Consider the following 13,826-nt stretch of genomic DNA (forward strand, 5'->3'; position numbering starts at 1 on the left):
GGCTCGAGCGGTCCCAGCCGTCCGCCGCATGCGCCTGGGGCGAGAGCCGGGGCCGGGGCGCCGTGGCGGGCCCGCGCGCCAGTGGTCGAGGGCAGCGGTGGCGCTGCGGGACCCCCCCGGCCGGCCCCGGTGGTCGACCACCGGGATTGGGGGGCCCGCGCGGTCGTGGTGGTGGGAACGCTGGCGCCCTGGGAAGTTCATCCGGCCCCGGGGTCGACCACGGGGATTCCGGAGCCTGCCTGAGGCCGGGAGAGGCGCCGTGACGGCCTCTGGGGCGTCCGCGGGGGCCCTCCCGCCGCCTCTGGGGGCAAGTGGGTGCCTGGGCGTGCCCGCGTGTCGAGAGGGGGTGCCTGGGCGGTGCCCTGGGTGGTGTCCGCGCGTGGCGCCGCCCAGTGCCCGGGGTGGTGTCCGCGCGTCGTCGGGCGAGGGAGTGCCTGGACGGTGCCTGCGTGTCGCGAGCGCTGCGCCCTGGGCGGTGTTCGCGTGGTGGGGCGGGGCTTCTGGCGGGGCAGTCCGGTCCCGCCCGCGGGGGCTGGGCCGGGGCCGGGGGCGGTCAGGCGTGCGTTCGTGTGGGGGTGCGGGTGGTCAGGGGGGTGGGGGTTCTGCGAGGAGGTGGGTGAGGAGGCGGACCGCGCCGCGTTTGTGGAGGGGGTCGTTGCCGTTGCCGCACTTGGGGGACTGGATGCAGGACGGGCAGCCGGCCTCGCACTCGCAGGCGGCGATCGCGTCGCGGGTCGCCGTCAGCCAGGCGCGGGCCGTGTGGAAGGCGCGCTCCGCGAAGCCGGCGCCGCCCGGGTGGCCGTCGTAGACGAAGACCGTCGGGAGGAGGGTGTCGGGGTGCAGCGGGACGGAGACCCCGCCGATGTCCCAGCGGTCGCAGGTGGCGAACAGCGGGAGCAGGCCGATCGAGGCGTGCTCGGCGGCGTGCAGGGCGCCACCGAGGATCTCCGGGTTGATCCGGGCCTCGTCGAGCTGGTCCTCGGTGACCGTCCACCACACGGCACGGGTGCGCAGGGTGCGGGGAGGCAGGTCCAGTTTGGCCTCGCCGAGCACCTCGCCGGTGATCAGTTTGCGGCGCAGGTAGGAGACGACCTGGTTGGTGACCTCCACGGATCCGAAGCAGAGCCTGCCCCGGCCCCACGCGATCTCAGTGTCGGTCTCCAGGACGGAGATGGCGGTCGTGTCGCGGGCCGTGGTGGAGAACGGCGGGTTCGCCTCCTCGACCAGCGCGACGGAATCCTCCAGGTCCAGGTGTTTCACGAGGTACGTGCGGCCCTGGTGGAGGTGGACCGCCCCGTCGTGGACGGCGGTGTGGGAGGCCTCCTCGTCCACCGTGCCCAGCAGCCGGCCCGTGGCGGCCTCGACGATCTGGACCGGGCGTCCGCCGCCGCCGCGGATGTCGGTGAGGTCCGAGGCCCGTTCCCGGCGGGTCCAGTGCCAGGCGGTGGCCCGGCGGCGGAGCAGTTTCGCCGCTTCGAGCTGGGGGAGGAGCTCGCGCGCCGCCGGACCGAAGAGGTCCAGGTCGGGCTCCGTCAGGGGAAGCTCGGCCGCTGCCGCGCACAGGTGCGGGGCCAGGACGTACGGGTTGTCGGGGTCCAGGACCGTGGCTTCCACCGGCTGCTGGAACAGGGCCTCGGGGTGGTGGACCAGATAGGTGTCCAGCGGGTCGTCCCGGGCGATCAGCACCGCCAGCGCGCCCTGGCCCGAGCGTCCGGCGCGGCCGGCCTGCTGCCACAGGGAGGCGCGGGTGCCCGGGTAGCCGGTGATCAGGACGGCGTCCAGGCCGGAGACGTCCACGCCCAGCTCCAGGGCGGTCGTGGCGGCCAGCCCGAGCAGGTCGCCGGAGTGCAGGGCCCGCTCCAGGGCCCTGCGCTCCTCGGGCAGGTAGCCGCCGCGGTAGGCCGCGACCCGCCCGGGCAGTGAGCGGTCGATGCCGGCGAGCTTCTCCTGGGCGATCACCGCGATCAGCTCCGCGCCCCGCCGGGAGCGGACGAAGGCGACCGTACGGACGCCCTGGACGACCAGGTCGGTGAGGAGGTCGGCGGTCTCGGCGGTGGCCGTACGGCGCACGGGTGCGCCCTTCTCGCCCTTGAAGTCGGTCAGGGGCGGTTCCCACAGGGCGAAGACGACCTCGCCGCGCGGGGAGGCGTCGTCGGAGACCTCCACCACCGGCAGGCCGGTCAGCCGGGTCGCGGCGGTCGCCGGGTCGCTCGAGGTGGCGGAGGCCAGCAGGAAGACGGGATCGGAGCCGTAGCGGGCGCACAGTCGTCGCAGCCGCCGCAGGACCTGGGCGACGTGGGAGCCGAAGACGCCCCGGTAGGTGTGGCACTCGTCGATCACGACGTAGCGCAGCGCCCGCAGGAAGGAGGCCCAGCGGGGGTGGGCGGGGAGGATCCCCCGGTGCAGCATGTCGGGGTTGGTCAGGACGTAGTTGGCGTACTGGCGCACCCACTCGCGCTCCTCGACGGGGGTGTCCCCGTCGTAGACGGCGGGCCGGACTGCGTTGCCGAGCGGGCCGGCCAGTTCCCGTACCGCGCGGCGCTGGTCGGCGGCGAGGGCCTTGGTCGGGGCGAGGTACAGGGCGGTCGCGCCCCTGCCGTTGGGCGCCTCGGAGCCGTCGGCGAGGGCGGAGAGCACGGGCGCGAGGTAGGCCAGGGATTTGCCCGAGGCGGTGCCCGTGGCGACGACCACGGACTGGCCGTCGAGCGCGTGCTCGGCGGCCGCGGCCTGGTGCTCCCACGGATGGTCGATCCCGGCGGCCGCGATCGCGGCTACGACATCAGTTCGGATGCGATCGGGCCAGACCGCATGACGACCCGCCCGAGGGGGCAAGTGCTCCGTATGGGTGATGCGCGCAGCCCGGGAAGACCCCCGTGAGAGCCGGTCCAGGACCGTGCCGGGGGTGGGTCTGATGTCCTCGGGTGCCGTGGGCGGACCGGGACGGTGAGTGTTGGCCATTGGAACCGAGTGTGTCACCGGCGTGCGGGACAATGGTCAGAAGGCGTCGTGCGCGCCTGCCGGTAAGTGATTGAATGCCATCGCGGCAGCCAATCCCTCGCCCACCTTCGGGTGGGGAGGCCCCTGGGGGGCGCCGCTCGATAGCAAGGTGCTGGAGGATCCGTGGACCTGTCCCTGTCGACTCGCACTGTCGGCGACCGTACGGTCGTGGAGGTCGGTGGCGAGATTGATGTGTATACCGCGCCCAAGCTGCGCGAGCAGTTGGTCGAGTTGGTGAACGACGGCAGCTACCACCTGGTTGTCGACATGGAGCGAGTGGACTTCCTCGACTCCACCGGGCTTGGTGTGCTCGTGGGAGGCCTCAAGCGCGTCCGCGCGCACGAGGGCTCGCTGCGTCTGGTGTGCAACCAGGAGCGCATCCTGAAGATCTTCCGAATCACCGGTCTGACCAAGGTGTTTCCGATCCACACCTCGGTGGACGAAGCCGTCAACGCCACCGACTGACGGACCTTGCCGGCGAGAGCCGATGAGAGCCGATGAGGAGCGGGGGGTACCGGGCCACAAGCGGTCCGGGCCCCTGTAAGGCACGCCCGTAGTCCGAGGGGGACGCGCATGGCCACCGTTGAACTGCGCTTCAGCGCCCAGCCCGAACACGTCCGGACGGCCCGCCTGGTCGCGGCCGCCGTGGCGCGGCGGGCCGGTGTGGAGGAAGCCGTACTCGACGAGGTCCGCCTCGCCGTGGGCGAGGCCTGTTCGCGTGCCGTCGGACTGCACCGCAGCAACGGGCTGACCGCGCCCGTCCGGGTGGTGCTGACCGAGGAGGAGAAGGTGTTCTCCATCGAGGTCGGCGACGAAGTGCCCGGGCCGGCCGGCGGTTCGGCTTCCGCCGTGCCCGGAATCGAGGCCGTCCTGGACCCCGATGCCGAGGGTGAGGACGAGATGGGTCTCGCCGTGATCAGCGGCCTGGTCGACGACGTCGAGGTCATCAGCGGGGAATCGGGCGGAACCATCCGGATGAGGTGGCCCGTCTCGGGGAACTCCGAGCTGCCGTAGCGGACCGGACGGCAGGCGGCGGACGGCGGCGGCTCCAAGCCGTTCCGTGATCCCGTCGTGGCCCCGCCGCGCGAAGCGGTAGCTCAGCCCTGGCAGCTCTGTGATCCGCTGCCGGGGACATTCGTGTGCCCTGGGCCTGCCCGGTGTCCTGCCCTGCCCTGCCCTGACCTGACCCTTGTCCGGCCACCCGCCCCGCCCTGCCCTGCCCGGCGGCCCTGCCCGGTCCGGCGGTCCTGCTGGTCCCTGCCCGGCTCTGGTGCGTCTTCGCGTCCGTCTGCCCGCCCTCCGTGGCTCCTCGGGCCGGATCGGGGCGCGGTCGGTTCTCGGAGCCGGCTCGTGGGGGCGGTGGCCGGGTGGGTGCCGGGCGGGCGTGGGGAGTGCCGGGCGGGTGGGTGCCGATGATGTTCCGCCGCGCGTGCCGACGTATCGTCTGATCTTATTCAAGGCCCTGCCGAGCAGGGCCTTTTGTATGCTCGTAGATCAATTCCGCGACCGGGATTCCGAGGGTTTTCTAGATCACTGATCAAGCGTCAATGCCTTTGTCCCGTTACCACTTTCGAGGGTAATGGAGTGACCAGATCTATTGGTGAGGAGCAAGTGCAGGCCAATTCCGTTTCCCGCGCACTGTTTTGATCCCGTCGTGCTCCCTACAATCCGTCCACATCTTGAGCTCATCACGTCAAGGAGGACGAATGACGGGGCTCTTCACCCCTATCGCGCCCGGTCGCACCACTGACCTGGCATCCGCAGTACTCACTGATGACAATCGGCTCATCGTGATCATCATTGCGGCCGTGGCCATCGCCGCGCTCGTCGTCGCGCAGATCCTGGTCCGCCAGGTCCTCGCGGCCGACGAGGGAACCGACTCCATGAAGGAGATCGCCGCCGCCGTACAGGAAGGCGCCAACGCCTACCTCGGCCGGCAGTTGCGCACCCTCGGCGTCTTCGCCGTCGTCGTGTTCTTCCTGCTGTTCCTGCTCCCCGCCGACGACTGGACGCAGCGGGCGGGACGTTCCGCCTTCTTCCTCGTCGGTGCCCTCTTCTCAGCCGCCACCGGCTACATCGGCATGCGCCTCGCGGTCCGTGCCAACGTCCGCGTGGCCGCCGCCGCACGCGAGGCCACCCCCGCCGAGGGGGAGCCCGCCAAGGACCTGACCGAGGTCTCCCACAAGGCCATGCGGATCGCGTTCCGCACCGGCGGCGTCGTGGGCATGTTCACCGTCGGCCTCGGCCTGCTCGGCGCGTCCTGCGTCGTGCTCGTCTACGCCGCCGACGCCCCCAAGGTCCTGGAGGGCTTCGGCCTCGGCGCCGCGCTGATCGCGATGTTCATGCGCGTGGGCGGCGGCATCTTCACCAAGGCCGCCGACGTCGGCGCCGACCTGGTCGGCAAGGTCGAGCAGGGCATTCCGGAGGACGACCCGCGCAATGCCGCGACCATCGCCGACAATGTGGGCGACAACGTCGGAGACTGCGCGGGAATGGCCGCCGACCTCTTCGAGTCGTACGCCGTCACCCTCGTGGCGGCCCTCATCCTCGGCAAGGCCGCCTTCGGCGACCTGGGCCTGGCCTTCCCGCTGATCGTCCCCGCCATCGGGGTCGTCACCGCGATGATCGGCATCTTCGCGGTCTCCCCGCGCCGAACCGACCGCAGCGGAATGACCGCGATCAACCGCGGATTCTTCATCTCCGCCGTCATCTCGCTGATCCTCGTCGGGATCGCCGTCTACGCCTACCTGCCGGGCACCTACAAGGAGCTCGTCGGCGTCGACGACGCCGCGATCGCGAACCACTCCGGTGATCCGCGCATCCTGGCGCTGGTGGCCGTCGCCATCGGCATCGTGCTCGCGGCCCTGATCCAGCAGCTCACCGGCTACTTCACCGAGACCAACCGCCGTCCCGTCCGGGACATCGGCAAGTCCTCCCTGACCGGCGCGGCCACCGTGGTCCTCGCAGGCATCTCGGTCGGACTGGAGTCCGCCGTCTACACGGCGCTGCTCATCGGCCTCGGCGTGTACGGGGCGTTCCTGCTGGGCGGCACCTCGATCATGCTGGCGCTCTTCGCGGTGGCGCTGGCCGGCACCGGTCTGCTCACCACCGTCGGCGTCATCGTCGCCATGGACACCTTCGGCCCGGTCTCGGACAACGCCCAGGGCATCGCGGAGATGTCCGGGGACGTCGAGGGCGCCGGCGCGCAGGTGCTGACGGACCTGGACGCGGTGGGCAACACCACCAAGGCCATCACCAAGGGCATCGCCATCGCCACCGCCGTGCTCGCCGCGGCCGCGCTCTTCGGCTCGTACAACGACGCCATCGCGAACGCGGTCAAGGACGTCGGTGCCAAGGCCAACGAGATGAACCTCAGCCTGGACATCGCGCAGCCCAACAACCTGGTCGGGCTGATCCTGGGCGCGGCCGTCGTGTTCCTGTTCTCGGGTCTGGCCATCAACGCCGTCTCGCGTTCGGCGGGCGCGGTGGTCTACGAGGTGCGCCGTCAGTTCCGGGAGCACCCCGGGATCATGGACTACACCGAGAAGCCCGAGTACGGGCGCGTCGTGGACATCTGCACCAAGGACGCGCTGCGCGAACTCGCCACGCCCGGGCTGCTCGCCGTCCTCACCCCGATCGCCGTCGGCTTCTCGCTCGGCGTCGGAGCCCTCGGGTCCTTCCTCGCCGGAGCCATCGGCACCGGCACCCTGATGGCGGTCTTCCTCGCCAACTCCGGTGGCGCGTGGGACAACGCGAAGAAGCTGGTCGAGGACGGGCACCACGGCGGAAAGGGCAGTGCGGCGCACGAGGCCGTGGTCATCGGCGACACCGTCGGCGACCCGTTCAAGGACACCGCCGGTCCGGCGATCAACCCGCTGCTCAAGGTCATGAACCTGGTGGCACTGCTGATCGCCCCCGCCGTAGTGCAGTTCAGCTACGGCGCGGACGCCAACCCGACCGTGCGGGCGATCGTCGCGGTCCTCGCGATCGGCGTCATCGTCGGCGCGGTGTACATCTCCAAGCGCCGCGGCATCGCCATGGGCGACGAGGGGGAGGGCGAGAACGAGAGCACGCCCGCCGAGCGGGTGGCCCAGCAGGCCGACCCGGCGGCGGCGGTCTCCTCGTGACCAGGATTTCTTCCTGACTCGACCGTACGCCCGAACGGCGGACGGGTGGCGCGGACTGACGCGCCGTCCGTCCGCCTTTGCGTTTCACGGATGGCGGGCGTGTATCTTCCGGGCCGAGAGTCTTCGAAGGGACCAATCCGGTGAACAAGAAGCTTGCGGCCGCGGTATCGGGCGGTGCGGTGCTGATGCTCGTCCTGTCCGGCTGCGGCGGGGACGACGGCGACAAGAAGACCGACGCCTGGGCCAAGAAGGTCTGCGACAGCTGGCAGCCCGAGCTCAAGAAGATCGAGCAGGCGAACGCCGACATCAAGCGGGTGGCGACCGAGAGCAGCAAGCCCGAGGAGGTCCAGACGACCGACTCTGCGGCCTTCGGAACCATGTCGTCGTCGTACAAGGCGATGGGTACGGCCCTGCAGGGCGCGGGTGTTCCGCCGGTCAAGGACGGCGAGAAGACCCAGGCCGCCGCGGTCATGGGATTCGAGTCGACGTCGCAGGGCTACACCGCTCTGAAGACGAAGATGGACGCCCTCGACGCCAAGGACCAGGGCAAGTTCGCCGAGGGCCTGAAGGGCGTGGCGAGCGGCCTGGAGGAAGCGACCAAGGGCGGCAAGGAAGCGCTGGACCAGCTCAAGGCGGGCGGTCTGGACAAGGCGATGAACGGCCAGAAGGGCTGCCAGGTGACGACTCCGTCACCGGCGAAGTCCTAGCGCGGGCCGGCGCCTTGGCGCCGCCTTGCCAGCGATGGCGGTGGCGATGGCGGTGGCGGTGGCGCGGCGCGGACCGGGCGGCCGGGGTCCTTCGGGACTCCGGCCGCCCCGGCGCGTTTCCGGGGGCCGCCCGGACACCGGAACGGACGAGCCGCCTGACCTGGGCGAGGTGCCCGGAACGGGCGATCCGCCGGGCCGGTCAAGGCCGCACGGGCCTTACGAAGCTCCGCACGGGCGGGGTCCGTCCCGGGGCGCCCGGCCCGGGCGGGAGCTCCCGGTCGCGACGGGCGCCCGCGCCGCAGGCCGTTTGGCGCGGGGAACGGCGGCGGCAGCGGCCACAATGGGCGGGTGAGTACCACCAGCCTTCCTTCCGGTCTGCCCGCCCGCCTCCCCTCGCCGGCCCGCGCGGCCGAGCTCCGCGCCGCGCTGCTCGCCGCGGGCTTCACCGCCGACGGGCTGCTCGACCTGCTCGGCGCCCCGGCCTACGCCGCCCTGGCCCGCAGCGAGACCGTCCCGGCCCTGCGCGCCACGCGGAGCGCCGGTGACGGGCCGCTCGCCTGCCTGATCCGGCTGTTCCTGTTGCGGCAGCCAGTGGCGTACGCGCACGCCGCGGCCGCGCTGCCCGTCGACGCGGCGCTGGCCGACGGTTGGCTGCGCCGCGAGTCGGACGCCAGCGGCGCGGACACCGTGCACGCCACCGTGGACGTGCGCCCGTACGGCGGGCCGGAGGGCGAGGACTGGTTCATCGTCTCCGACCTCGGCTGCGCCGTCGGCGGGGCCGGCGGAATCGGCAGCCGCGAGGAGGGCGTGGTCCTCGGAGTCGGCGGCGCCTCCACCACCCTGGCCGGGATCACCGTCCGTACGCCGGTCGGCTCGGCCCTCGACGTCGGCACCGGATCCGGGATCCAGGCACTGCACGCCGCCCAGCACGCCACCCGGGTCACGGCGACCGACGTCAACCCCCGGGCCCTGGAATTCACCCGGTTGACGCTGGCGCTGTCGGGGGCCCCGGAGGCCGAGCTGCTCGCGGGGTCCCTTTTCGAGCCCGTCGGCGCGGCCACGTACGACCTGATCGTCTCGAATCCGCCCTTCGTGATCTCCCCCGGGGCGCGGCTGACCTACCGGGACGGCGGAATGGGCGGCGACGACCTGTGCCGGACCTTGGTCCAGGAGGCCGGAGCCCGGCTCAACCCGGGCGGGTACGCGCAGTTCCTGGGTAACTGGCAGCACGTGGACGGCGAGGACTGGCACGACCGGGTGCGGGGCTGGGTGCCGCGCGGTTGCGACGCCTGGATCGTGCAGCGTGATGTGCAGGACGTCACGCAGTACGCGGAGTTGTGGCTGCGCGACGCGGGTGACCACCGCACCGACCCCGCCGAGTACGAGCGGCGGTACGAGGACTGGCTGGACGAGTTCGAGGCCCGCAAGACCAAGGCGGTCGGCTTCGGCTGGATCACGCTGCGGCGCACGGACGCGGCCGAGCCGTCGATCGTGGTCGAGGAGTGGCCGCACTCGGTGGAACAACCGCTCGGGGACGCCGTCGTCGCGCACTTCGCCCGGCAGGACTACCTCCGCGACCACGACGACGCGGCCCTGCTCGCGGGCTACTTCCGGCTGACCGAGGAGGTCGTGCAGGAGCAGGTCGGCGCGCCCGGTGCGGAGGATCCGGAGCACGTCGTGCTCCGGCAGCACCGCGGCATGCGGCGCGCCACCAAGGTCGACACGGTGGGGGCCGGCTTCGCCGGTGTGTGTGACGGATCACTGAGCGCGGGGCGAATTCTGGACGCCATCGCGCAGCTGGTGGAGGAGGACCCGGTGGTCCTGCGGGACCGGACGCCCGAGGCGATCCGGATGCTGGTGGAGCAGGGGTTCCTGGAGCCGCTGACGGGGGCGGGTCCGGCCGCTGATCCGGCCGCTGATCCGGATGCCGATCCGGGCGCCGATCCGGGCGCCGGGGAGTGACCGGGAGTGACCGGGAGTGACCGGGAATGACCGGGGAGTGGTCGGGAGGCCGCGCGCCGGCGCCGCCGTGGCGGGCGGCCGGACCCAGGATGTAACCCCAGGTTCAGCCGGTGTACCCCTCCGCCTGAAAGGCTCCGCGACAGCGGGATCCGGGGGGATCCCGGGAGCGGCCCGGGGATGAGGGGAACGGCATGGAGAGCGGTCCGGCGATCTTCGCGGCGACCGTGTTCCTGCTGTTCGGGGCCGCTCTGCTGGCATGGACGGGGGCGCGCGCCCCGCACGGCGCGCCGGTGGCCGAGGGCGTGCGCCCCGTCGTGGCCGTACCGCTGGCGCTGCTCGCCGGCGGGGCCCTGCTGGCCCTCGGGGTCTGGTGCCTCGGGCGGCTGTGACACCGGTCTCGTGGGGGCGGTCCCGACGCCGGGGGCCGTGACACCGGGATTCTGAACTCCGCGGGCCGTCGCGCCGCGCCCGCCACGCCGCGCCCGCCACGCCGCACGCGCCACGCCGCGCCCGCCACGCCGCACGCGCCACGCCGCACGCGCCACGCCGCACGCGCCACGCCGCACGCGCCACGCCGCACGCGCCACGCCGCGCCGCGCCCGCTACGCCGCGCCCGTGTCGCCGGGATCCTGATGCCGCGGGGCCGTGGTGCCACCGGCCGGGGGACCCGCCGGAGACCAGCCGGGTACCCGTCGGCCCGCGCGGCAGCCGCGATGGGTGGCGGCGTAGAGACCCTCCCGGGACGGGCTCCGTCACCGGCGGGGCACCCGGTCACCTCGCCCGTACCCCGGCGGCGCGCCGGGTTTCGCGGCGTCCCCCGGGATGCGCGTACGGCCGTAAACGCCGACGTGAAGAGGGGTGCGGGGGCGGGGCCAGACGGCCCTCTGGACACTCGGCCCGGTGAGCGCGGAGGGCCCGGCGCGGCATCCGGGCGGCAGAAATGGCACTTGTCGGGTTACCGTTCGAGTGGCCGTTGCGGGCTTCTGCCGTTTGACACGGGGGCGGGTTGTACCGTCACACTCCGCAGCGTCGCCGTACTGCGACCGAGTGCCGACCGGAGAGAAGAGCCAAGTTGTCCCCGACTAGCGAGACCGCAAAGGGCGGCCGCCGACTCGTCATCGTCGAGTCCCCTGCCAAGGCGAAGACGATCAAGGGCTACCTCGGCCCCGGATACGTCGTCGAGGCGAGCGTCGGGCACATCCGCGACCTCCCCAGCGGCGCGGCCGAGGTGCCCGACAAATACACCGGTGAGGTCCGCCGCCTCGGTGTGGACGTCGAGCACGACTTCGCACCGATCTACGTCGTCAACGCCGATAAGAAGGCCCAGGTCAGGAAGCTCAAGGAGCTCCTGGCCGAGTCCGACGAACTCTTCCTCGCCACCGATGAGGACCGCGAGGGCGAAGCCATCGCGTGGCACCTGCAGGAAGTCCTCAAGCCCAAGGTCCCCGTCCACCGGATGGTCTTCCACGAGATCACCAAGGACGCGATCCGCGACGCCGTCGCCAACCCGCGCGAGCTCAACCAGCGCATGGTCGACGCCCAGGAGACCCGCCGCATCCTCGACCGCCTCTACGGCTACGAGGTCTCGCCGGTCCTGTGGAAGAAGGTCATGCCGAAGCTGTCGGCGGGCCGCGTCCAGTCGGTGGCCACCCGCATGGTCGTGGAGAAGGAGCGCGAGCGCATCGCCTTCCGCTCCGCCTCGTACTGGGACCTGACCGGGACCTTCGCCACCGGCCGCGCCGGTGACCCGTCCGACCCCTCCACGCTGGTCGCCCGCCTGAACACGGTCGACGGCAAGCGCGTCGCGCAGGGCCGCGACTTCGGCTCGACGGGGCAGCTCAAGGGCGAGGTGCTGCACCTCGACGAGGCGAACGCGCGGGCGCTGGCCGCCGCTCTGGCGGAGACCTTGTTCGCCGTCCGGTCGGTCGAGTCCAAGCCGTACCGCCGCTCCCCGTACGCCCCGTTCCGCACGACGACGCTCCAGCAGGAGGCCTCGCGCAAGCTCGGCTTCGGTGCGAAGGCGACGATGCAGGTGGCGCAGAAGCTGTACGAGAACGGCTTCATCACCTATATGCGTACCGACTCCACGACGCTGTCGGACACCGCGGTGACGGCGGCCCGGGCGCAGGTCACGCAGCTCTACGGGGCCGAGTACCTGCCGGAGAAGCCGCGCGTCTACGCCGGCAAGGTCAAGAACGCGCAGGAGGCGCACGAGGCGATCCGTCCTTCGGGTGATCGTTTCCGCACTCCGGCCGAGACCGGTCTGACCGGCGACCAGTTCCGCCTGTACGAGCTCATCTGGAAGCGGACCGTCGCCTCCCAGATGAAGGACGCGGTCGGCAACTCGGTGACCGTGAAGATCGGCGGCCGGTCCGCGGACGGTCGGGACGCGGAATTCTCGGCGTCCGGCAAGACGATCACCTTCCACGGCTTCATGAAGGCCTACGTGGAGGGCGCCGACGACCCGAACGCCGAGCTCGACGACCGCGAGAAGCGCCTCCCGCAGGTCGGCGAGGGCGACGCGCTGTCGGCCGAGGAGATCACGGTCGACGGCCACTCGACCAAGCCGCCGGCCCGCTACACCGAGGCCTCGCTCGTCAAGGAGCTGGAAGAGCGCGAGATCGGCCGTCCGTCGACGTACGCGTCGATCATCGGCACGATCCTGGACCGCGGGTACGTCTTCAAGAAGGGCACGGCGCTCGTGCCGTCCTTCCTGTCGTTCGCCGTGGTCAACCTGCTGGAGACGCACTTCGGGCGGCTCGTCGACTACGACTTCACCGCCAAGATGGAGGACGACCTCGACCGCATCGCGCGGGGCGAGGCCCAGTCCGTGCCGTGGCTGAAGCGGTTCTACTTCGGCGCGGAGGACGCCACCGAGGTCGTGCCGGCCGACGGTGACGCGCTGGGCGGTCTGAAGGAGCTGGTGACCGACCTGGGCGCGATCGACGCCCGGGAGATCTCCTCCTTCCCCGTCGGCGAGGGCATCGTGCTGCGGGTCGGCCGCTACGGGCCGTACGTGGAGCGCGGTGAGAAGGACGCGGAGGGCCACCAGCGGGCGGACGTCCCGGAGGAGCTGGCCCCGGACGAGCTGACCGTCGAGTACGCGGAGGAGCTCTTCGCGAAGCCGAGCGGTGAGTTCGAGCTGGGCAAGGACCCGGTGAGCGGGAACGAAATCGTCGCGAAGGACGGTCGCTACGGGCCGTACGTGACGGAGATCCTGCCCGAGGGCACGCCGAAGACGGGCAAGAACGCGGTCAAGCCGCGGACAGCCTCGCTGTTCCAGTCGATGAGCCTGGACACGGTCACCCTCGAGGACGCCCTGCGGTTGATGTCCCTTCCCCGGGTCGTGGGCGTGGACGCCGAGGGCGCGGAGATCACCGCGCAGAACGGCCGCTACGGCCCGTACCTGAAGAAGGGCACGGACTCGCGGTCGCTGGAGACCGAGGACCAGCTGTTCGCCATCACCCTGGAGCAGGCGCTCGCGATCTACGCGCAGCCGAAGCAGCGGGGGCGTGCGGCCGCGAAGCCGCCGCTGAAGGAACTGGGCACCGACCCGGTGAGCGAGAAGCCGGTGGTCGTCAAGGACGGCCGCTTCGGCGCGTACGTGACGGACGGCGAGACGAACGCGACGTTGCGGCGGGACGACGACGTCGAGACCATCACGCCGGAGCGCGGCTACGAGCTGCTCGCGGAGAAGCGCGCCAAGGGCCCGGTGAAGAAGACGGCCAAGAAGGCTCCCGCGAAGAAGGCCCCGGCGAAGAAGGCGACGGCGACGAAGACCGCTGCCGCCAAGACCACTGCCGCCAAGAAGACGACGGCGGCGAAGAAGACGACGGCCGCGGCGAAGAAGACCACGGCCAAGAAGACGGTCACGAAGAAGGCGACGGCTGCTCCGGCGGCCGAGTGACCGCCTGTCCCCGGCCTCCGGTCAGAGGATTGAGCAGGGCCCGTGCGATCCGCACGGGCCCTGCCCTTGTCCCGTAGAGGACTCCGCCCCGCGCAGTGGGACAGCGGGCCCGGGTCGCAGCTCCGG

8 protein-coding genes are annotated in these 13,826 nt (G+C 71.9%); 7 read left to right on the plus strand and 1 reads right to left on the minus strand.

Features of this window, described 5'->3' with window-relative positions:
* Positions 1-585: 585 nt before the first annotated feature.
* Positions 586-2,958 (minus strand): DEAD/DEAH box helicase, encoded by a 2,373-nt coding sequence (locus OG389_RS21300; RefSeq protein ID WP_328300059.1) that lies wholly within the window; start codon positions 2,956-2,958, stop codon positions 586-588.
* A 162-nt stretch (positions 2,959-3,120) separates the two neighbouring features.
* Between OG389_RS21300 and bldG the strand changes: the two genes are divergently transcribed.
* From bldG to topA, 7 genes are all read left to right on the plus strand, one after another.
* Positions 3,121-3,462 (plus strand): anti-sigma factor antagonist BldG, encoded by a 342-nt coding sequence (gene bldG, locus OG389_RS21305; protein WP_328300060.1) that lies wholly within the window; start codon positions 3,121-3,123, stop codon positions 3,460-3,462.
* 108 nt (positions 3,463-3,570) lie between these two features.
* Positions 3,571-4,011: an ATP-binding protein gene (locus OG389_RS21310; protein ID WP_328300061.1), complete on the plus strand. Its 441-nt coding sequence runs from the start codon at positions 3,571-3,573 to the stop codon at positions 4,009-4,011.
* Positions 4,012-4,703: 692 nt separating this feature from the next.
* Positions 4,704-7,124, plus strand: coding sequence for a sodium-translocating pyrophosphatase (locus tag OG389_RS21315; RefSeq protein ID WP_328300062.1), 2,421 nt, complete (start codon positions 4,704-4,706; stop codon positions 7,122-7,124).
* 140 nt (positions 7,125-7,264) lie between these two features.
* Positions 7,265-7,831, plus strand: a complete 567-nt coding sequence (locus tag OG389_RS21320; protein ID WP_328300063.1) for a small secreted protein — start codon at positions 7,265-7,267, stop codon at positions 7,829-7,831.
* A 348-nt stretch (positions 7,832-8,179) separates the two neighbouring features.
* A complete protein-coding gene (locus tag OG389_RS21325; protein ID WP_328300064.1) occupies positions 8,180-9,793 on the plus strand; it encodes a DUF7059 domain-containing protein in 1,614 nt (537 codons plus the stop codon).
* A 191-nt stretch (positions 9,794-9,984) separates the two neighbouring features.
* Positions 9,985-10,182, plus strand: coding sequence for a hypothetical protein (locus OG389_RS21330; RefSeq protein ID WP_328300065.1), 198 nt, complete (start codon positions 9,985-9,987; stop codon positions 10,180-10,182).
* A 683-nt stretch (positions 10,183-10,865) separates the two neighbouring features.
* Positions 10,866-13,700, plus strand: a complete 2,835-nt coding sequence (gene topA, locus OG389_RS21335; RefSeq protein ID WP_328300066.1) for a type I DNA topoisomerase — start codon at positions 10,866-10,868, stop codon at positions 13,698-13,700.
* The last annotated feature ends 126 nt before the right edge of the window (positions 13,701-13,826 follow it).

It is taken from the genome of Streptomyces sp. NBC_00435 (assembly GCF_036014235.1).
Classification (GTDB): domain Bacteria; phylum Actinomycetota; class Actinomycetes; order Streptomycetales; family Streptomycetaceae; genus Streptomyces.

What these genes read in the sequence shown, in the direction of transcription:
- OG389_RS21300 (WP_328300059.1), bottom strand. Translation starts at nt 2,958, where the DNA reads ATGGCCAACACTCACCGTCCCGGTCCGCCCACGGCACCCGAGGACATC.
- OG389_RS21310 (WP_328300061.1), top strand. Translation starts at nt 3,571, where the DNA reads ATGGCCACCGTTGAACTGCGCTTCAGCGCCCAGCCCGAACACGTCCGG.
- OG389_RS21315 (WP_328300062.1), top strand. Translation starts at nt 4,704, where the DNA reads ATGACGGGGCTCTTCACCCCTATCGCGCCCGGTCGCACCACTGACCTG.
- OG389_RS21330 (WP_328300065.1), top strand. Translation starts at nt 9,985, where the DNA reads ATGGAGAGCGGTCCGGCGATCTTCGCGGCGACCGTGTTCCTGCTGTTC.